Raw genomic sequence first — 18,919 nt, 5'->3', positions numbered from 1 at the left:
AACATGCCGCCGAAGGCGGCGATCGACGGGTGCGCGTCGGTGACGAGTTCCTGGTAGCGGTCGGCGTCGTTGAGCGCGAGGTCGACGGCCTCGATCGGGCCGATCTTGGCGCTGACCGCGACGATCACGACGGGGAAGACCAGCCGCATTCCGAAGACGGCGATCAGAATGCCGACGGTGAGGAAGATCTTCTGCCAGAAGGCATTCATCTTCTTCAGGATGCCGGCGTTGACCACCGCGTTGTCGAAGGAGAGCGAGATCTCGAGGACGCAGAGGATCGCGACGATCCCGAACGCCTCCCACCCCCCGTAGAACACCGCGGCGACGAGGCCGAGGGCGGTGATCGCGAACGACCAGCCGAAGGTTTTCAGAAGCACTGCCTACCCCATTGTGTGATAACGCGGCTTTACGAAACGTTGACCCCGAAGTCTAGAGCGATGCCCCGCAGTCCGGACGCGTACCCCTGACCGACCGCACGGAACTTCCATTCGCCGTTGTAGCGGTAAAGCTCGCCGAAGATCATCGCCGTCTCGGTCGAGGCGTCCTCGGAGAGGTCGTAACGGGCCAGTTCCTGGCCGTCCGCCTGGTTCACCACGCGGATGAAGGCGTTGCTGACCTGACCGAAGGTCTGGCCGCGGTTGTCCGCGTCGTGGATCGAGACCGGGAAGACGATCTTGTCGCACTGGGGCGGGACGCGGGTCAGGTCGATGACGAGCGACTCGTCGTCGCCGTCGCCCTCTCCGGTGAGGTTGTCGCCGGTGTGCTCGACCGAACCCTCGGGGCTGCGCAGCTGGTTGTAGAAGACGAAGTAGTCGTCACCGAGCACCCGGCCGGCCTGGCACATCAGGGCGCTGGCGTCGAGGTCGAAGGGGGCTCCGGTGGTGGACCGCGCGTCCCAGCCGAGGCCCACGAGGACCTTGGTGAGATTGGGTGCGGCCTTGGAGAGGGAGACGTTGCCTCCCTTGGCGAGCGTGACGCCCATGGTGTTCGGTTCCTCCCCGGTGGATGCTGCTGCCATGAGGCACGTCCGGCGCCGCACGAGGAGTGCGGCGCCGGACGTCGTCGAGCGGGGTCCGGTCCCGGGCCTCGACGGCCCGGCCCGGACGGCCCTGAGGGTGTGCGGCTCAGACGTTGACGCCGAAGTCCTGCGCGATGCCGCGCAGGCCCGAGGCGTAACCCTGGCCGACCGCGCGGAACTTCCACTCCGCGCCGTGGCGGTACAGCTCGCCGAAGACCATGGCGGTCTCGGTCGAGGCGTCCTCGGAGAGGTCGTACCGCGCGATCTCGGCGCCGCCGGCCTGGTTCACGACGCGGATGAACGCGTTGCGCACCTGGCCGAAGGACTGCTGGCGGTTCTCGGCGTCGTAGATGGACACCGGGAAGACGATCTTGGCCACGTCGGCCGGGACGCCGGCCAGGTTGACCTTGACCTGCTCGTCGTCGCCCTCGCCCTCGCCGGTGAGGTTGTCACCGGTGTGCTCGACGGAACCGTCGGCGCTCTTGAGGTTGTTGAAGAAGACGAAGTCCTGGTCGTTGCGCACCTTGCCGGCCTCGCTCACCAGGATGGCGCTGGCGTCGAGGTCGAAGTCCGTACCGGTGGTGGTGCGGACGTCCCAGCCCAGACCGACGGTCACGGCGGTGAGGCCAGGGGCCTCCTTGGTCAGCGAGACGTTGCCGCCCTTGCTGAGGCTGACTCCCACGAGTCCCTCCATCATTGGTTTCCAGGGGCAGCGCCCCCGGTCGTGCGTTGGCATCGGATCAACGACTGGATCCTAGTGACGGGTTCCCAGTCGAAACAGACGATTCGCCCGGGGAATCGGGGGGTGTCGGCGGACAGCGCCCGATTCCGGGTCCGGCCCGGAGGGGTCGGGGTCCGAGCCGGGAGGGTCCGGAGCCCGAGCCGGGAGGGTCCGGAGTCCGGCCCCGGAGGGTTCAGAAGGCTCGGAGGACTCGGAGGGTTCAGAGGGTTTCGAGGGCCTTCACGTACGCGTCGAGGTCGCGGGCGTCCGGCAGGGCGTTGACGACCGTCCAGCGGACGACGCCCTCCTTGTCGATGATGAAGGTGCCGCGGACGGAGCAGCCCTTCTCCTCGTCGAAGACGCCGTAGGCGCGGGAGGCGTCGCCGTGCTTCCAGAAGTCGGAGAGCAGCGGGTACTCCAGGCCCTCCTGCTCGGCGAAGACGCGCAGCGTGTGGATGGAGTCGTTGGAGACCGCGAGCAGCTGCGTGTCGTCGTTGACGAACTTCGGCAGGTTGTCGCGGAGCTCGCACAGCTCGCCGGTGCACACGCCGGTGAAGGCGAAGGGGTAGAAGAGCAGCACCACGTTCTTCTCGCCGCGGAAGTCGGAGAGCCGCACGGTGCGCCCGTGGTTGTCCTTGAGCTCGAAATCGGGGGCCTTGGTGCCGACCTCGATCGCCATCGCGTACGCATCCCTTCGACGGGGCCCGGCCTCTGGGCCGAACCGGTGAACCCCACCCTACGGCCTGGCCGGCGGGAGCCCCGCCGAAGCCCCTCGGGGCGCGCGAAAGCCCCCGCCGTGGCGACGGCGGGGGCTTCGCGCAGCAGGGGATCAGCGCTTGGGGGCAGCCAGGCGGGTGCCCGTCCAGTCCTTGGCGACGCTGATGCTCTTGGTCTGGGAGAGACCAGCGGTCTGCGCGGCATCGTTGATGTCGCTCGGCTCGATGTAGCCGTCGCGGCCGGTCTTCGGCGTCAGCAACCAGATGTTGCCTCCGTCCTCCAGCAGACCGATGCTGTCCACCAGGGCGTCGGTGAGATCACCGTCTTCATCACGGAACCAGAGGACAACGGCGTCGGCGACGTCGTCGTAGTCCTCGTCCACGAGCTCCTGGCCGATGGTGGACTCGATGCCTTCGCGGAGATCCTGGTCGACGTCGTCGTCGTAGCCGATCTCCTGGACCACCTGTCCGGGCTCGAACCCCAGCCTCGCCGCCGGGTTGGTCCGCTCCTCCGCGTGGTCCGCGGTCGCGCTCACGGCTTGCCTCCTGATCATGTATCGGAAAATGCTCGGGCCGCGCATGCGCGCGGCGCTGGCCGTAGTCCACACGTGACGGGGCGGATCGCGCAAGTACCCGGCCGTGGAGACCGCCGAAACGGTGACGTTTGGGGCCGTCTCACCGCAACTTCCGGCGCCTTTCGACAGCTCTCCGTGACCAGGGGTGCACGATTCGTCCCGCTTGGCGGGCTTCTACGGTTTCAGTCTGCCGAACGCATTGCCGGAACGCATGCGCGGATTGGGCGTAAGGTTGCGATTTGACCACGCCTCTCGCGCGGGGAGGGCGCGGGGAGGAGTACCTCTCGGTAAAGATGACGTGTGCCGCCAGCCGGGTACACGATGGACGTCCCCGGCCTCGGACATCCCGGCCTCCACGGGGCTCCCCTCCCTCCTGGGGCTCCCCCCGACCAGCGAAGGAACAGCGTGGCTCCCGGATCCGACCGCAACCCGATCATCATTGGCGGCCTTCCCAGCCAGGTCCCGGACTTCGACCCGGAAGAGACCCAGGAGTGGCTCGACTCCCTCGACGCGGCCGTCGACGAGCGGGGCCGCGAGCGGGCCCGCTACCTGATGCTCCGGCTGATCGAGCGCGCCCGCGAGAAGCGGGTGGCCGTGCCCGAGATGCGCAGCACGGACTACGTCAACACCATCGCCACCAAGGACGAGCCCTTCTTCCCCGGCAACGAGGAGATCGAGCGCAAGGTCCTCAACGCCACCCGGTGGAACGCGGCCGTGATGGTGTCGCGCGCCCAGCGTCCGGGCATCGGCGTCGGCGGCCACATCGCCACCTTCGCCTCCTCGGCCTCCCTCTACGACGTGGGCTTCAACCACTTCTTCCGGGGCAAGGACGAGGGCGACGGCGGCGACCAGATCTTCTTCCAGGGCCACGCCTCCCCTGGGATCTACGCCCGCGCCTTCCTGCTGGACCGGCTGAGCGCGACGCAGCTCGACGGCTTCCGCCAGGAGAAGTCGAAGTACCCGAACGGGCTGTCGTCCTACCCGCACCCGCGGCTGATGCCGGACTTCTGGGAGTTCCCGACGGTGTCGATGGGCCTCGGTCCGCTCGGCGCGATCTACCAGGCCCGGATGAACCGGTACATGGAGGCGCGCGGGATCGCCGACACCACCAAGTCGCACGTGTGGGCCTTCCTCGGCGACGGCGAGATGGACGAGGTCGAGTCGCTCGGCCAGCTCTCCATCGCGGCCCGCGAGGGCCTCGACAACCTCACCTTCGTCGTCAACTGCAACCTCCAGCGGCTCGACGGCCCGGTCCGCGGCAACGGCAAGATCATCCAGGAGCTGGAGTCGATCTTCCGGGGCAACGGCTGGAACGTCATCAAGCTGATCTGGGACCGCTCCTGGGACCCGCTGCTCGCCCAGGACCGCGACGGCATCCTGGTCAACCGGCTGAACACCACCCCGGACGGGCAGTTCCAGACGTACGCCACGGAGACCGGCTCGTACATCCGCGACCACTTCTTCGGCGACGACCACCGGCTGCGGGCCATGGTCGAGTCCATGTCGGACCAGCAGATCCTCCACCTGGGGCGCGGCGGCCACGACCACAAGAAGATCTACGCGGCCTACGCGGCGGCCAAGGCCCACAAGGGCCAGCCGACGGTGATCCTGGCCCAGACGGTCAAGGGCTGGACCCTCGGCCCCAACTTCGAGGGCCGCAACGCCACCCACCAGATGAAGAAGCTGACGGTCGACGACCTCAAGCGCTTCCGCGACCGGCTGCACATCCCGGTGACCGACAAGGAGCTGGAGTCCGGCCTGCCGCCGTACTACCACCCCGGACGGGACTCCGAGGAGATCCAGTACATGCACGACCGCCGCAGCGCGCTCGGCGGCTACGTGCCGACCCGGGTCGTGCGGTCGAGGCCGCTGGCCCTGCCGGACGACAAGACCTACGCGGCGGTCCGCAAGGGCTCGGGCCAGCAGTCGATCGCCACCACGATGGCCTTCGTCCGGCTGCTCAAGGACCTGATGCGGGACAAGGAGATCGGCAAGCGCTTCGTGCTGATCGCGCCGGACGAGTACCGCACCTTCGGCATGGACTCCTTCTTCCCGAGCGCCAAGATCTACAACCCGCTGGGGCAGCAGTACGAGGCGGTGGACCGCGAACTCCTCCTCGCCTACAAGGAGTCCCCGACCGGCCAGATGCTGCACGACGGCATCTCCGAGGCCGGCTGCACGGCCTCGCTGATCGCCGCGGGCTCGGCCTACGCCACCCACGGCGAGCCGCTGATCCCGGTCTACGTCTTCTACTCGATGTTCGGCTTCCAGCGGACCGGCGACCAGTTCTGGCAGATGGCCGACCAGCTCGCGCGCGGCTTCGTCCTGGGCGCCACCGCCGGCCGGACCACGCTGACCGGCGAGGGCCTCCAGCACGCCGACGGCCACTCGCACCTCCTCGCTTCGACGAACCCGGCCTGCATCGCCTACGACCCGGCGTTCGGCTTCGAGATCGCGCACATCGTCCAGGACGGTCTGCGCCGGATGTACGGCCCCGAGGCCGAGGACGTCTTCTACTACCTGACGGTCTACAACGAGCCGATCCAGCACCCGGCCGAGCCCGAGGACGTGGACGTGGAGGGCATCCTCCAGGGCATCCACCTCTTCAAGCGCGCCGAGTCCGGTGCGGTCCCGGCGCAGATCATGGCCTCCGGCGTCGCCGTCCCGTGGGCGATCGAGGCGCAGCGGATCCTCGCCGAGGAGTGGAACGTCAAGGCCGACGTCTGGTCCGCGACCTCCTGGAACGAGCTGCGGCGCGAGGCGGTGGCGGTCGAGGAGCACAACCTGCTCCACCCGGACGAGGAGCAGCGCGTCCCGTACGTCACCCGCAAGCTCCAGGCCGCCGAGGGCCCCTTCGTGGCCGTCTCGGACTGGATGCGCTCGGTGCCGGACCAGATCGCCCGCTGGATCCCCGGCTCGTACACCTCCCTCGGTGCGGACGGTTTCGGTTTCGCGGACACCCGGGGGGCGGCCCGCCGGTACTTCCACATCGACGCCCAGTCGGTCGTGCTGGCGGTGCTGACCGAGCTGGCCCGCGACGGCAAGGTGGACCGCGCGGTCCTGAAGCAGGCGGTGGACCGCTACCAGCTGCTGGACGTGGCGGCCGCCGACCCGGGTCCGGCGGGCGGCGACGCCTGACGGGCCCCGGCGGGGCGTAGCGCCTGGTGGGGGGCGGTGGGACCGGTGGTCCCGCCGCCCTTCGGCATTCCTTACGATGCCCCGCATGTCCGTGAAGAAGGAGCGCCCCGCGAAGGTCCGCTGGGAAGAGCTCACCCAGACCCCGCTGCTGGTGCTCGCGGTGGCCTTCGGCATCGCGTACGCCGTGCCGATCGTCGCGCCCGGTGCCGAGCCGTGGGTGCACCGGCTGTGCTCCTGGGTCGAGTGGGGCGTGTGGGGGACCTTCGCGGTGGACTACGCGGTCCGGCTCGGGCTCTCCCCGTCCCGTTGGGCGTTCGTCCGCTCCCATCCCCTCGACCTCCTCGCGGTCCTGCTGCCGATGGTGCAGCCGCTGCGGCTGCTGCGGGTGGTCTCCACCCTCCTCCTCGTGGGCCGGCGGGCCCGGATGGCCCCGCAGATAACGCTCACCACCTATGTGGCGGGCGCGGTGGTCGGGCTGATGATGTTCGGCTCGCTGGCGGTGCTGCACGTCGAACGGGACGCGCCGAACGGCAACATCAAGACCCTGGGCGACGCCGTGTGGTGGTCCTTCACCACGATGACGACGGTCGGCTACGGCGACCACGCGCCGACGACCGGGCTCGGGCGGGTGCTCGCGGTCGGGCTGATGCTGTCGGGCATCGCCCTGCTGGGTGTGGTCACCGCCAACATCGCGGCCTGGTTCATCTCCCGCTTCGAGCGGGACGACGCTCAGGAGCGCCGGCAGACGGAGCTCCTGGAGTCCCTGACCCGGGAGGTCCGCGAGCTCCGCGCCGAGGTCGCCCGGCTCTCGGCCCCGGTGCCGCCGCAGACCGCGCCGGGGAGCGTGCTCGGAGGCGTACCGGAGGGCGTGCCGGAGGCCGCGTCCGGGGCCGGGGCCGAGCCGGGGGCCGCTAGCGCTCCCAGAGCTTGAAGGCTCTGACCTCGTAGGGCGCCTGCGGGATCCAGGTGCCCCGGCCCGGGTAGGTCTCGAACTCGCCCGTCTCCGCGCACTCCGCCGACTGGTAGGTGGTGACCGGCCGGCCGGTGCGGACGGCGAGGGACTGGGCCGAGCCGCCGGCCGGGAGGGCGACGCAGCTGTCGAGGTCCGTCGTGGCCAGTTCGTACGTCCACGGCCTGCCCTTGAAGTCGGGCTTCGGCCAGAGGCAGAGCCTCCCCGGCCCGCAGGCGCCCAGCGCGGTTCCTGCGGCGGTCGCGGCGGGTGCGGCCGGTACGGCCGGGGCGGCTGTCGCCGGGAGGGCGGCCAGGAGCAGTGCGGCCATCCCCGTGAGTACGGCCGCCGTCTTCGCGTTCATGCAGATCATCCCCCGTTTCGTCACTCTCTGTAATCACGAGCATGGACGAGGTGACCCCCGAACGGAAGAGGGGCCGCCCCCGTTCCTTCGAACGGGTGACGGCCCCCTAGGGAAGCTCGGGGTCAGATGTGCCCGCCGCCCATGCCCGCCTGCGCGTTCTCGCCGCGCTTGGTGAGGGTGGCGACCAGCGCCGCGACCACGGCGACGACACCGGCGACGGTGAAGGCCAGGCCCATGCCCTGCAGGAAGGTGTCGTGGATGACGTCGGAGATCTTCGCGAAGAGGTCCGGGGTCATGCCGGGCGCCTGCGCCAGCTCCTGCGGGGCCATGCCGAACTCGGCGGCCTCCTCCAGACGCGGGTCCACCGGGACCGGGATCCCGGCCTCCTTCCAGTTGCCCTCGAAGGCGCCGGAGACCTTGGACGCCATGACCGCGCCGAGCACCGCGGTGCCGAGCGCGCCGCCGACCTGCATGGCGGCCTGCTGGAGACCGCCGGCGACGCCGGACAGCTCCAGCGGCGCGTTGCCGACGATGACCTCGGTGGCGCCGACCATGACCGGGGCGAGGCCCAGGCCGAGGAGGGCGAACCAGAGGGACATCGCGAGCGTGCCCGTGTCGGCCGAGAGCGAGATCATGCCGAACATCGCGGCGGCCGTGCAGACCATGCCGCCGACCAGCGGCACCCGCGGGCCGAACTTGGTGATGAGCGCGCCGGCCAGCGGCGAGGAGACGATCATCATCGCGGTCAGCGGGAGCAGCCGCAGACCGGCGTCGATCGGGCCGAGCCCCTTCACGCCCTGGAGGTAGAAGGTCACGAAGAAGAGCCCGCCCATGAAGGCGAAGGCCATCAGGACCATCAGCACCACGCCGGCCGAGAGCGGCACGGAGCGGAACATGCCGAGCGGAATGAGCGGCTCCTTGACCTTCGTCTCCCAGACGGCGAAGACGGCGAAGAGCACGATCGCGCCGAGCAGGCAGCCCCACGTGTTGGCGCTGGTCCAGCCCCAGTCCGCGCCGGCCTTGATGAGGCTCCAGACGAGCAGGCCCATCGCGCCGGAGAGCAGCGCGATGCCGAGGACGTCGAAGGAGCGCGGCGCGTTCTCGGCGCGGTGGTCCTTCAGGATGATCAGGCCGAGCGCGAGGGCGACGACGCCGACGGGCACGTTGATGAAGAAGACGGACTGCCAGCTGACGTGCTCGACGAGGAAGCCGCCGAGGATCGGGCCGCCCGCGGTGGAGGCGCCGATCACCATGCCCCAGATGCCGATGGCCATGTTCAGCTTCTCGGCGGGGAAGGTGGCGCGCAGCAGGCCGAGCGCGGCCGGCATCAGCAGGGCGCCGAAGAGGCCCTGGAGCACCCGGAAGGCGATCACGAAGGCGATCGAGTCGGAGAGGCCGATCGCCCCGGAGGCGGCGGCGAAGCCCGCGATGCCGATGAGGAAGGTCTGACGGTGGCCGAAGCGGTCACCGAGCTTGCCGGCGGTGATCAGCGCGACGGCGAGCGCGAGCAGGTAGCCGTTGGTGATCCACTGGAGCTGGTCCAGGGTGGCGCCGAGGTCGGCCTGGATGGCGGGGTTGGCGATCGCGACGATCGTGCCGTCGAGCGCGACCATCATCACGCCCGCCGCGACGGCGAAGAGAGTCAGCCAGGGGTGGCCGCGCAGGCCTTTCGCCGGGGCCGGACCTGGCTCCCCGGCGCCCCCCTGGCCCTGCGGGGCCTTTTCCACTGTGGTCTGACTAGTCATGGGAATGAGGCTAGTGACAGTCACTGACAATTGACAAAGTGATTCACGCGTCGGTAACTGTCACGTAGCTCACAGGTACGCTGAGCAGGAAGAAGCTCCCGTAATCGGCTGAAAAGAGACTCCTTTGACCGTGTCCGCGCCCGGACCGTCCGCACCCGGACCGTCCGTGCCCGGCCTGCGCGAGCGGAAGAAGCAGCGCACCCGCGACGCGCTCGTCAGGGTGGCCCTGGAGCTCTTCACCACCCAGGGGTACGAGCGGACCACCGTCGACGAGATCGTCGAGGCCGTGGAGGTCTCCCAGCGCACCTTCTTCCGCTACTTCGCCTCCAAGGAGGAGGTCGCCTTCGCCGTCCAGCGGATGGTGGAGGAGGAGTTCGTCCGCGCCCTGACCGCCCGCCCGCCCGGGGAGGGCCCCTTCGACGCGATGCGCAACGCCGTGCTCGCCGCGTGGGACGGCGTCGGCGACGCGATCGACGAGGTCGTCCCCGTCGATCTCTACCTGCGGACCTTCTTCATGATCGAGTCGACGCCGGCCCTGCTCGCCGCCCACCTGCGCCGCTCCAGCGAGCTGGAGGAGACCATCGCCCGGGTCGTCGCCCGCCGCGAGGGGCTCGACGTGGACGCCGACCCGCGGCCCAGGATCGCCGTGGCCGCCTTCAGCGGCGTGATGCGCGTCACCGGACAGATGTGGGGCAAGGGCCCCGACCGCACCCTGGAGGGGATCCGGGCCCTCACCGAGTGGTACCTGGACCACCTCGGCCCGGCCCTCTCGCTGCACTGGCGAAAGCCCTTGCCGCCTCGCTGAGGACCGTGGCGCGGCCGCCGCCCGAGGGCCCGGCGGAGCACCGTCTCCGGAGGGCCGCGGAGCGCCCCCCTCCGGAGACCGCGAGGTCAGGTCCGTCATCTCGGCCGTCTAGGGTGTCCGCCCGTGACCTCCGCCGACGTCCCGCCGTCCCTCGCCGTCCTGCGCACCCTCCTCGCGCTGGGCGTCGTCCTCGTGATGCTGGCCACCACCGGGTGGACCACGATCCGGCACCGGCCGGTGTCCGGGCCCTCCATGGAGGCCGCGCTGGCCGACTGGGCGCGGGAGCGGATCGGCGACGTCCCGCCGCCGGATCCGGCCACCACCCCGCCCCGTACGGTCGCGGCCTGGTTCGCCGCGCTCGGCCCGGCCCGCGCCGAAGGTCTCGCGGTGCGTCATCCCTTCGTCGTCGGCAACCTCGACGGGGCCCCGCCGGCCCTGCGCTACCGCGCCAACCGGATCGGCCTCGCCCGCGCGCTGGCGGCCGAGCGGCCCCGGCTCGACGACCCCCGGCTCTCCCCCGAGGGCCGCCACGAGGCCCGCCGCCGGGTGGACCGCTTCGTGTCCCTGCTGGAGCCCGGCCGCCGGATCCTCGCCTTCGACCCCACCGGCACCGGACGGGCGGCCGAGGTGCTGGGCGATCTGGAGCGGGCCCGGCGGGTGTCGGTCGTCGTGCCCGGCGTCGACACCCACCTCCTCACCTTCCAGAAGACCAACGGGCGGTACACCGCCCCCGTCGGCATGGCGCGCGCCCTGTACGAGGCCGAACGGCGCACCGTGCCCGGCGCCCGGGTCGCGGTCATCGCCTGGGCCGGCTACACCGCGCCCGCCCGGGTGGGCGTGGACGCGGCGACCGGGCGGCTCGCCACGATCGGCGCCGCCCGGCTCGTCCGGCTGACCGAGGGCCTGCCGGGGACGGCCCGGGTGGCGCTCTTCTGCCACAGCTACGGCTCCGTGCTCTGCGGGATCGCCGCGCCCCGGCTGCCGGACCGGGTGACCGACCTGACGGTGGCCGGCAGCCCCGGAATGCGGGCGGAGACGGCCGCCGAGCTGGGCACCCGGGCCCGGATATGGGCGATGCGGGACGCCGGGGACTGGATCGCGGACGTCCCCCACCTGGAGCTCGGCGGCGTCGGGCACGGGGCGGACCCGGTGGCGCCGGAGTTCGGCGCGCGGCTGGTCTCGGCGGCCGGGGCGGCCGGACACAGTGGCTATTTCGAGCCGGGGACGCAGAGCCTCGGCAATTTCGCGGCGATAGGCGCCGGGGCCTTCGGACGGGTCGTCTGCGCACATGCCGACCGCGCGTGCCACGGGGGAATCTCCGGCGGCACCGGCCTCTGACGCGCGTAGATCACGGAATTTCCTGACAGTTCCGAGGGGCGACGCACGGCCACGCGCCGCTTACGATGAGGCGTATGGGTGATGTGCTGGCCGGAATTCATGCCACCTGGGAGTTGGAGAGCGACGCCCTCGTCATCCGCTTCGAACGGGGGATCCGTACGCCGAGGCTGTTCCAGGCGCTGCGCGAGCGACGCGTGCCGTACGAGGCGCTGGCCTCGGCGACGCTCGCGCCGGGGCGGCGCGGCACCGTCGTCCTGCACGCCGTGCCGCGGCCGGGCGCCGATCCCCTGATGGAAGCGGCCGCCGGGCAGCTGAAGGAGACGTGCGACCCGTACCGGCTGGCGCTGCCCGCCGACCGGGAGGAGCCGGCCGCCCGGCTGCGCGACGAGCTCGCCGCCGTGATCCCGCCCGGGCCCGCGGACTTGGCGGACCGCTTCGACACGGGCTTCCTCGTCGCGGCGCCGCAGGGGCCGCTCTCCTTCAAGGCGTACGACGGGAAGGCCACGTTCGACGGGTCGTCCGAGGTGTCCTTCCGCTGGTCCTCGACGATGGCCACGTCGGAGAAGTGGAAGACGGGCGACCAGGTCTTCGCGCTGCGGGAGCTGAGCGGTGTCGAATGGCGCTCGCCGGACTCCCCCGGCGGGTTCCTGCGGCTGCTCCCCCGGAACGGCGCGCCCCGGGCGGACCGGCCCGACCACGACCCGGCGTCGGTCGTCTTCGGGCTCGGCTACGGCCCGGTGCACGAGTCCCTCCCGTTCGCGGCGGCCGTCCTGTCGGCGATCCGCGCCAAGGACCGCACTCCCGTCCCCGCGGGGGCGCCCAGCGCGGCGCACGGGAACCCCGGCGCCATCGCTGAAAGGATTCGCCACCTGAGCGAACTGCACCAGGCGGGTCTGGTGACGGACGAGGAATTCGCGGCGAAGAAGACGGAGCTGCTGGCCGAGCTGTGACGGCCGCCGTCGGGCGCGGGGGCGCGCGAGCCGTCGCGTCCGCCGTCGGGCGGTGCGCGCGACGAAGGTCACGCTGTGAGGCGGCTGCGGGACAGGGCTCTCTCTCGTGCTGTGAGGCCGCCGCCGGGCAGGGCGCGCCCGCGCTGTGACGGCCGCCGTCGGGCGGGGCGCGCGACGAAGGTCGCGCGCCGTCATACCAGGGTCTGATCCGCGATTGTCACCCCTGGTACGACGACGGGGCCGGGCCGCGAACCTAGGCTGACTCGACATGAAAGTGATCGAGAAGCGGCCGGCGCCGCGGCGGCTCGCGGCGCGGCTCACGAACTGGTCGCGAAGGGCCGTCCAGGCGCTGGAAGCCGCCTTCACCGCACCCGCCGCGTCCGGGTCCGCGTCCTTCCCGGACGCGTCCTCGCGGTGGACGCGGCTGCTGCCGTACGGGGTCGGGGTCGCGCTCGTCGCCTCCCTGCTTCCGGTCACCGTCCATCTGCTCATCAACGACTACGACGTGCCCGGCGCCCTCGCCGGAGCACTCGCCACCGCGCAGACCGCGCCGCTGCTGCTCGCCCCCATCCGGCCGCTGCAGGCCTGGTGGGTGGTGCTGCCCGCCGACATAGCCGGGGCGCTCGTCCTGCTCGCCTCCGACGGGCCCCGCGCCCAGATGTGGCCGTGGACCCCGCCGGCCGTCGTCGGGTACTGCGCGCTGATGCTCGCGCTCGGGCTGCGCGAGCCGCGCCGCACCCTCATCGGGGTGTGGCTCGCGACCGGAGCGGCCGGCTACCTCCTGGAGATCCTGCGGCCCTACGGCCACACGGGCATCACCACGCTGCTCTTCGTCCTCAGCGGAGTGCTGCTGCTGCTCACCTCCGCGATACGGGCGCGGAGCGAGGCCCAGCGCAGACTCGCCGAGCAGGAGACGATCAGCGAGGCCGAGCGGGCCCACCGCACGCTCCTGGAGGAGCGGGCCCGGATCGCCCGCGAGCTCCACGACGTCGTCGCCCACCACATGTCGGTGATCACCGTGCAGGCGGACTCCGCTCCGTACCGCATCCCTGAGCTTCCGGAGGCGGCCCGCGAGGAGTTCGCGTCGATCGCTGGCAGCGCGCGGGAGTCGCTGGCCGAGATGCGGCGGCTGCTCGCGGTGCTGCGCAGCGACGGCAGCGAGGGCGAGCGGACCCCGCAGCCCGGGCTCGACCGGCTCCAGCAGCTGGTGGAGGCGACGGTACGGGCGGGCCTGCCCGCCGAGTTGTCGCTCGCGACGGAGCTGGCCGACGGACGGACCGAGGTCCCGCAGGCGGTGGGCCTCTCCGCCTACCGGATCGTGCAGGAGGCGCTCGCCAACGTGGTGCGGCACGCGCCGGGCGCCCCGACCCGGGTGTCGGTGCGCGAGGACGGGTCCGGCCGGCTGATGGTCCTGGTGGTCAACGGCCCCGCCGCGGAGCCGGTCTCACCGCTGGAGAGCACCGGCACCGGCCACGGTCTCGTCGGGATGCGCGAGCGGGTCCGTCTGACCGGCGGCACCCTCGACACCGGCCCCCTCCCCGACGGCGGCTTCCGCGTCGCGGCCCGCCTCCCCCTCGCCCCGGAGGACACGGACGCGGTGGCGTGAGGGGCGGGCCCGGTGAAGGGCGGGCCCGGTGAAGGGCGGGCCCGGTGAAGGGCGGGCCCGGTGACGCTCGAGAGGCCAGGGCCCGAGGGCGGACGGGAAGCGCGGGCCCGGTGACGGCAGGGACGGGTGGCGGGTGACGGACCTGAGGGGCGACGGGGCTGAGGGACGACGGGGCTGAAGGACGAGGGCCCACGATGGACGGGGCCTGGGGGCGGCGGTCCGCGGTGGGCGGGCCGAAGGCGACGGTCCGCGATAGGCGGGCCCGAGGCGACGGTCCGCGATAGGCAGGCCCGAGGCGACGGTCCGCGATAGGCAGGCCCGAGGCGACGGTCCGCGATAGGCGGGGCCTGGGGCGGCGGTCTGCTGTGGGGCGGGGTTGAGGGAAAGGGGGTGGGGCTAGGGTCGGCTGGAGCAGGGGACGTCTAGTGGGCGAGGGTGCCGTGTGACCATTCGGGTGATCATCGTGGACGACCAGGCCATGGTGCGGGCGGGGTTCGCCGCGTTGCTGGCCGCGCAGAGCGACATCGACGTGGTCGGTGAGGCGCCGGACGGGCGGCAGGGGGTCGAGGTGGCGCGGACCGTCCACCCCGACGTGGTGCTGATGGACGTGCGGATGCCGGAGCTGGACGGGCTGGCGGCGGCGCGGGAGATCCTGCACCCGCCGGCCGGGGTGACGCACCGGCCCAAGGTGCTGATGCTCACCACCTTCGACGTCGACGACTACGTGTACGAGGCGCTGCGGGCCGGGGCGTCCGGGTTCCTGCTCAAGGACGCGCCGCCGGCCGACCTGATCGCCGCCGTGCGGGTCGTGGCCGCGGGCGACGCGCTGCTGGCGCCGTCCGTGACCCGCCGGCTCATCGCCGACTTCGCCGCCACCCGGCCCGCCGCGCGCAAGGACGTGACGGCGCTCCGGCTCAACGGACTGACCCCGCGTGAGACCGAGGTGCTGGAGCTGATCGCGCGGGGCCTGTCCAACCAGGAGATCGCGGAGCGGCTGGTGCTCGCCGAGCAGACGGTGAAGACCCACATCGGGCGGGTGCTCGCCAAGCTGGACCTGCGGGATCGCGCGCAGGCGGTGGTCTTCGCCTACGAGTCGGGCCTGGTGACCCCCGGGGGCTAGCCCCACCCCGTGCCGGGGGACGGCTCCTCGTCCACCCCCTACCCGGGTATGGCACGGGAGTTGGCTCCCCGGTGTGACGTGCCGTCACCCACCGTCTTCCTACCTTCCTCTCGCCGACAACGAGAGCGAAAGAGGGAGGGCGGGCATGCGCCGCATCACGAGGACCCTGGTGACCGCCGTCATGGTGACGGCGGTCGTGGCGGGGACGGCGGGCTGGGCGTCCGGGACCGCGCAGGAGCCGGTCACCGGGCCTCCGGCCGGGACCGCCGAGTGGCGGGCCGCGGGTCTGCCGGACCCGGCGCGGATGGACCCGGCCGGGGTCGCCCGCTTCTTCGCCGGGCTCGGTCCCGCCGAGCGGCGGCGGCTCGTACGGGAGCACCCGACGGTGGTCGGGAACCTGGAGGGGGCGCCGCTGGAGCTGAGGTACGCGGCCAACTCCCGTACGACGGAAGGGAGGTACCCGGGGGCCCGGGTCCTGGCGCACGACGCGCGGGGCCGGGGGCAGACGGTCCTGGTCTACGGGGACCTGGCGACGGCCGAGCGGGTGGCGGTGCTGGTGCCCGGCTCCGACGTCGACGCGGGGCGGATGGGCTCCCTGACCCGGAAGGCCACCGCCCTGCGGGAGGCGACCGGCGGGCGCACGGCGGTCGTCGCCTGGGCCGGCTACACCACCCCGGTCGGCGTCGGGCTCGACGCCGCCTCGGGCGAGCTGGCCGAGGCGGGCGCCGAGCGGCTGGTCCGCTTCACGGAGGGGCTGCGGGTCGCCGGGGTGCGCCCTGAGCCGTCCGTGTTCTGCCACAGCTACGGCTCGGTGGTCTGCGGGCTCGCGGCGCACGAACTGAAGGCCAAGGACCTGGTGGTGTTCGGCTCCCCCGGCATGCGGGCGGAGAACGTGGCCGCGCTGCGGACGACGGCCCGGGTGTGGGCGGCGAAGGACCCGACGGACTGGATCGACCGGGTGCCGAACGTGGCCGTGGCCGGCCTCGGGCACGGCACCGACCCCACGGCGCCGGAGTTCGGCGCCCGCCCGGTGGAGGCGGGGGACGCGGGCGGCCACGACGGCTACCTCGCGCCCGGCACCTCCTCGCTGCGCGCCTTCGCCGCGATCGCCGCGGGAGACGTCCGATGAAAACCCTCGCCCCCACCCTCACCCCCGCACCCGCACCCGCACCCGCCAAGGTCCTCGCCCCGGTGAAGGCCCTGGTCCGGAAGATCGAGGCCGGTACTCCCGCCCACCGCGACCGGGCCGTCGACGGGCTGCGCGCCCTGGCGCTGCTCGCGGTGCCCACCGGGCACTGGCTGCTCGGCGGCTTCACGCTCTCCGCCGACGGCGCGATCCACAACGCCTCGCCGCTCGCCGCCTTCGGCGCGCTCGCCCCGGCGAGCTGGATCCTCCAGATGCTGGGGATCTTCTTCCTGGTCGGCGGCTACGCCTCCGTCCTCTCCTTCCGCCGGTGGACCGGCACCACCCGCGCCTGGCTCGGCGGGCGGCTCGCCCGGCTCGGCCGGCCGGTGCTCGGGGTGACCGCGGTGTGGGCGGCGCTGCTGCCGCTGCTCCACCACGGGTTCGGGGTGCCGGTGGACACCCTGCGGACGGCGTCCACGCTGGTGATCCAGCCGCTGTGGTTCGTCGGGGTGTACACGGTGGTGACGGCGCTGACCCCGCTGTGCGTGCGGGCCGCGCGCCGGTTCGGGGTGTGGTCGGCGGCCCCGCTGCTCGGCTCGGTCGCCGTCGTGGACTTCCTGCGGTACGGCCCGTACGCGGACGCCGTGCCGTCCTGGCTGAGCCTGCTGAACATCCTGCCGGGCTGGCTCTTCGCGTACCAGCTCGGTGCCGCCTGGGGCGAGGGCCGGGTGCGCCGCCGGCACGCCTGGGCGCTGCTGCTCGGCGGGGCGGCGCTCTTCGCGGCGCTGCTGCTGGTCTTCGGCTACCCGGCGTCGATGGTCGGCGTGCCCGGGGAGGCCCGGACCAACTCGCACCCGCCGTCGCTGCTGGTCCTCGCGCTCGCCGCCCTCCAGAGCGGGGCCGCGATCCTGCTGCGGGACCGGCTCGGCCGGTGGCTGGAGCGGCCCGCGCTGTGGGCGCCGGTCGTCGTGATCAACCTGTCGGCGATGACGATCCTGTGCTGGCACCAGACGGCGATGCTGGCGGCGGCGGTGCCCGCCTCGTACCTGGGCGAGGTGCCCGGGCTCGTCGGGACCCCGGACTCGGTCGGCTGGATCCTGGCCCGGCTGGCCTGGATGCCGGTCTTCGCGGGACTGCTGGTGCTCATCGGCCGGTACGCGCGCGGCTTCGAGTCGCCGTGGGCGCGCACCGGACCGGCCCGCCGCGCGCTCGCGGGGCTGCTCGCGACGGGCTTCGCGGTCTTCGCCCTGGGCCTCGCGTGAGCGGGCCCGGGCGGGCCGGGTCAGCCCTCGCGGGCCGCCGAGGTGAGGCTCATGTCGGGGTAGCGGTCGCCCGCCACCAGGCCCGCGAGGGGTTCCAGCGCGGCGAGTTCGGCCTCGGTGAGGGTGATGCGGGTGGCGGCGGCGTTCTCCTCCAGGCGGGACCGCTTGCGGGTGCCGGGGATGGGGACGACGGTCAGCCCGTGGACGGCGGCGCGCTGCTGCACCCAGGCGAGGGCGATCTGGGCGGGGGTCGCCCCGTGGGCGGCGGCGATCTTCCGGACCGGGTCGAGGAGGGCGGCGTTCCGCTCGGCGTTCTCGCCGGTGAAGCGGGGCTGGTGGCGGCGGAAGTCGCTGTCCTGGAGGTCCTTGCCGGCGTCGGCGAAGGCACCGGTGAGGAAGCCGCGGCCGAGCGGCGAGTACGGGACGAAGGTGACGCCCAGCTCGGCGGCGGCGGCCACGGCGGAGCGCTCGACGTCGCGGGAGAAGAGCGACCACTCCGACTGGAGGGCGGCGATCGGGTGGACGGCGTGCGCCTCGCGCAGTTCCGGTCCGGTGACCTCGCTCAGCCCCAGGTGGCGGACCTTGCCCTCGGCGACCAGTTCGGCCATGGCGCCGACGGACTCGGAGAAGGGCACGGCCGGGTCGCGGCGGTGCATGTAGTAGAGGTCGATGGTGTCGACGCCGAGCCTGCGCAGACTGCCCTCGACGGCCTGCCGGATGTAGCCGCGGTCGTTGCGGACGCCCCGGTAGGAGGCCCGCTCGGGGTCGCGTTCGATGGCGAACTTGGTGGCGAGGACGAGTTCGTCGCGGTGGGCGGCGACGAAGGGGGCGAGGAACTCCTCGTTGGCCCCGCTGCCGTAGATGTCGGCGGTGTCGATCAGGGTGACGCCGGCCTCCAGGGCCGCGTCGAGGGTGTCGCGGGCGGCGGTCTCGTCGGTGGAGCCGTAGAACTCGCTGATGCCCATGGCACCGAAGCCCTGGACGCCGATCTCGGGGCCGTCCTGGCCGAGGCGTACGGTGTCGATCTTCTGGCTCATGAGGAAGTGCCTCCGCAGATGGTTCCGTAGTGGTCGATCTTGAGGTCGAGCACGGCGAGGGTGTCCTGGAGCTCGGCGATCCGGGACAGGACGTCGCGGCGGGTGTCCTCCAGGAGGGCCCGGCGCTCCGCGTGGGTGTGCTCCCCCTCGCGGACCAGCTCGGCGTAGCGGACCATGTCGGCGACCGGCATGCCGGTGAGCCGCAGCTTGCCGACGAAGGCCAGCCAGCCGAGGTCCCGCTCGGTGAAGCGGCGCTGTCCGGTGTGCGACCGGTCCACGTGCGGCATCAGGCCGATCCGCTCGTACCAGCGCAGGGTGTGCGCGGTGAGGCCGGTCAGGGCGGCGACCTCGCTGATCGTGTAGCGGTCCTTGCGGGTGGCCGGCGGCCGGGCCGTGCTCGTGCTCTCGATCACGCTCATGCCCCCACGCTAAAACCTTGGAGTGCACTC

18 protein-coding genes are annotated in these 18,919 nt (G+C 72.4%); 9 read left to right on the top strand and 9 right to left on the bottom strand.

Annotated features, from left to right (window positions below; all coding sequences use genetic code 11):
- The 5 genes from ACF1ED_RS20665 to ACF1ED_RS20645 form a co-directional block, all read right to left on the bottom strand.
- A partial coding sequence (locus ACF1ED_RS20665) for a DUF475 domain-containing protein (protein WP_391762389.1) occupies window positions 1-377 on the bottom strand: 377 nt, incomplete at its 3' end.
- A gap of 29 nt (window positions 378-406) precedes the next feature.
- A complete protein-coding gene (locus tag ACF1ED_RS20660; protein ID WP_043226324.1) occupies window positions 407-982 on the bottom strand; it encodes a TerD family protein in 576 nt (191 codons plus the stop codon).
- A 142-nt stretch (window positions 983-1,124) separates the two neighbouring features.
- Entirely contained in the window at window positions 1,125-1,700 is a 576-nt protein-coding gene (locus tag ACF1ED_RS20655) for a TerD family protein (protein ID WP_030495317.1), read from the bottom strand.
- Window positions 1,701-1,959: 259 nt separating this feature from the next.
- Entirely contained in the window at window positions 1,960-2,418 is a 459-nt protein-coding gene (locus ACF1ED_RS20650; protein ID WP_351101122.1) for a peroxiredoxin, read from the bottom strand.
- Window positions 2,419-2,568: 150 nt separating this feature from the next.
- Window positions 2,569-2,991: a DUF3052 domain-containing protein gene (locus ACF1ED_RS20645; RefSeq protein WP_043226321.1), complete on the bottom strand. Its 423-nt coding sequence runs from the start codon at window positions 2,989-2,991 to the stop codon at window positions 2,569-2,571.
- Between the two features lie 444 nt (window positions 2,992-3,435).
- Between ACF1ED_RS20645 and aceE the strand changes: the two genes are divergently transcribed.
- On the top strand, window positions 3,436-6,168 hold the full coding sequence (gene aceE, locus ACF1ED_RS20640; RefSeq protein WP_391762386.1) for a pyruvate dehydrogenase (acetyl-transferring), homodimeric type: 2,733 nt from the start codon (window positions 3,436-3,438) through the stop codon (window positions 6,166-6,168).
- A gap of 85 nt (window positions 6,169-6,253) precedes the next feature.
- Window positions 6,254-7,099 (top strand): potassium channel family protein, encoded by an 846-nt coding sequence (locus ACF1ED_RS20635; RefSeq protein ID WP_391762384.1) that lies wholly within the window; start codon window positions 6,254-6,256, stop codon window positions 7,097-7,099.
- On the opposite strand, the gene ACF1ED_RS20630 is transcribed toward ACF1ED_RS20635, so the two are convergent.
- Together ACF1ED_RS20630 and ACF1ED_RS20625 are read right to left on the bottom strand one after the other, a co-directional pair.
- Window positions 7,080-7,481: a peptidase inhibitor family I36 protein gene (locus ACF1ED_RS20630; protein ID WP_391762383.1), complete on the bottom strand. Its 402-nt coding sequence runs from the start codon at window positions 7,479-7,481 to the stop codon at window positions 7,080-7,082. The genes ACF1ED_RS20635 and ACF1ED_RS20630 overlap by 20 nt on opposite strands.
- A gap of 122 nt (window positions 7,482-7,603) precedes the next feature.
- Window positions 7,604-9,097 (bottom strand): MFS transporter, encoded by a 1,494-nt coding sequence (locus ACF1ED_RS20625; protein ID WP_391762422.1) that lies wholly within the window; start codon window positions 9,095-9,097, stop codon window positions 7,604-7,606.
- A 253-nt stretch (window positions 9,098-9,350) separates the two neighbouring features.
- Between ACF1ED_RS20625 and ACF1ED_RS20620 the strand changes: the two genes are divergently transcribed.
- From ACF1ED_RS20620 to ACF1ED_RS20590, 7 genes are all read left to right on the top strand, one after another.
- Window positions 9,351-10,031: a TetR/AcrR family transcriptional regulator gene (locus ACF1ED_RS20620; protein WP_391762381.1), complete on the top strand. Its 681-nt coding sequence runs from the start codon at window positions 9,351-9,353 to the stop codon at window positions 10,029-10,031.
- A 123-nt stretch (window positions 10,032-10,154) separates the two neighbouring features.
- On the top strand, window positions 10,155-11,369 hold the full coding sequence (locus ACF1ED_RS20615; RefSeq protein ID WP_391762379.1) for an alpha/beta hydrolase: 1,215 nt from the start codon (window positions 10,155-10,157) through the stop codon (window positions 11,367-11,369).
- 74 nt (window positions 11,370-11,443) lie between these two features.
- Window positions 11,444-12,319 carry a DUF4429 domain-containing protein gene (locus tag ACF1ED_RS20610; protein ID WP_391762377.1) on the top strand — a complete coding sequence of 292 codons (876 nt, stop codon included), beginning with the start codon at window positions 11,444-11,446 and terminating at the stop codon, window positions 12,317-12,319.
- A gap of 268 nt (window positions 12,320-12,587) precedes the next feature.
- Complete coding sequence (locus ACF1ED_RS20605; RefSeq protein WP_391762375.1) at window positions 12,588-13,925, top strand: sensor histidine kinase; 1,338 nt, start codon at window positions 12,588-12,590, stop codon at window positions 13,923-13,925.
- A 442-nt stretch (window positions 13,926-14,367) separates the two neighbouring features.
- Window positions 14,368-15,045, top strand: a complete 678-nt coding sequence (locus tag ACF1ED_RS20600) for a response regulator (protein ID WP_391762373.1) — start codon at window positions 14,368-14,370, stop codon at window positions 15,043-15,045.
- 145 nt (window positions 15,046-15,190) lie between these two features.
- Window positions 15,191-16,174, top strand: coding sequence for an alpha/beta hydrolase (locus ACF1ED_RS20595; RefSeq protein WP_391762371.1), 984 nt, complete (start codon window positions 15,191-15,193; stop codon window positions 16,172-16,174).
- The gene (locus ACF1ED_RS20590; RefSeq protein ID WP_391762369.1) at window positions 16,171-17,433 is read left to right on the top strand and encodes an acyltransferase; all 1,263 of its coding nucleotides are present in this window, start codon (window positions 16,171-16,173) and stop codon (window positions 17,431-17,433) included. The genes ACF1ED_RS20595 and ACF1ED_RS20590 overlap by 4 nt, the downstream gene beginning before the upstream one ends.
- Before the next feature lie 20 nt (window positions 17,434-17,453).
- Here ACF1ED_RS20590 and ACF1ED_RS20585 read toward each other — a convergent pair whose 3' ends face one another.
- Both ACF1ED_RS20585 and ACF1ED_RS20580 read right to left on the bottom strand, forming a co-directional pair.
- Window positions 17,454-18,470: an aldo/keto reductase gene (locus tag ACF1ED_RS20585; protein ID WP_391762367.1), complete on the bottom strand. Its 1,017-nt coding sequence runs from the start codon at window positions 18,468-18,470 to the stop codon at window positions 17,454-17,456.
- Window positions 18,467-18,889: a MerR family transcriptional regulator gene (locus ACF1ED_RS20580; protein ID WP_391762365.1), complete on the bottom strand. Its 423-nt coding sequence runs from the start codon at window positions 18,887-18,889 to the stop codon at window positions 18,467-18,469. Before ACF1ED_RS20580 ends, ACF1ED_RS20585 begins: the two co-directional genes overlap by 4 nt.
- Window positions 18,890-18,919 lie beyond the last annotated feature (30 nt).

The organism is Streptomyces sp. NPDC014656 (assembly GCF_043084305.1).
GTDB lineage: Bacteria > Actinomycetota > Actinomycetes > Streptomycetales > Streptomycetaceae > Streptomyces.
Note: the sequence above shows the minus strand (reverse complement) of the source record. Positions and strands in the feature narration are given on the sequence as shown.

What these genes read in the sequence shown, in the direction of transcription:
- ACF1ED_RS20660 (WP_043226324.1), bottom strand. Translation starts at nt 982, where the DNA reads ATGGGCGTCACGCTCGCCAAGGGAGGCAACGTCTCCCTCTCCAAGGCC.
- ACF1ED_RS20650 (WP_351101122.1), bottom strand. Translation starts at nt 2,418, where the DNA reads ATGGCGATCGAGGTCGGCACCAAGGCCCCCGATTTCGAGCTCAAGGAC.
- ACF1ED_RS20635 (WP_391762384.1), top strand. Translation starts at nt 6,254, where the DNA reads ATGTCCGTGAAGAAGGAGCGCCCCGCGAAGGTCCGCTGGGAAGAGCTC.
- ACF1ED_RS20630 (WP_391762383.1), bottom strand. Translation starts at nt 7,481, where the DNA reads ATGAACGCGAAGACGGCGGCCGTACTCACGGGGATGGCCGCACTGCTC.
- ACF1ED_RS20625 (WP_391762422.1), bottom strand. Translation starts at nt 9,097, where the DNA reads ATGATGGTCGCGCTCGACGGCACGATCGTCGCGATCGCCAACCCCGCC.
- ACF1ED_RS20610 (WP_391762377.1), top strand. Translation starts at nt 11,444, where the DNA reads ATGGGTGATGTGCTGGCCGGAATTCATGCCACCTGGGAGTTGGAGAGC.
- ACF1ED_RS20605 (WP_391762375.1), top strand. Translation starts at nt 12,588, where the DNA reads ATGAAAGTGATCGAGAAGCGGCCGGCGCCGCGGCGGCTCGCGGCGCGG.
- ACF1ED_RS20595 (WP_391762371.1), top strand. Translation starts at nt 15,191, where the DNA reads ATGCGCCGCATCACGAGGACCCTGGTGACCGCCGTCATGGTGACGGCG.
- ACF1ED_RS20590 (WP_391762369.1), top strand. Translation starts at nt 16,171, where the DNA reads ATGAAAACCCTCGCCCCCACCCTCACCCCCGCACCCGCACCCGCACCC.
- ACF1ED_RS20585 (WP_391762367.1), bottom strand. Translation starts at nt 18,470, where the DNA reads ATGAGCCAGAAGATCGACACCGTACGCCTCGGCCAGGACGGCCCCGAG.
- ACF1ED_RS20580 (WP_391762365.1), bottom strand. Translation starts at nt 18,889, where the DNA reads ATGAGCGTGATCGAGAGCACGAGCACGGCCCGGCCGCCGGCCACCCGC.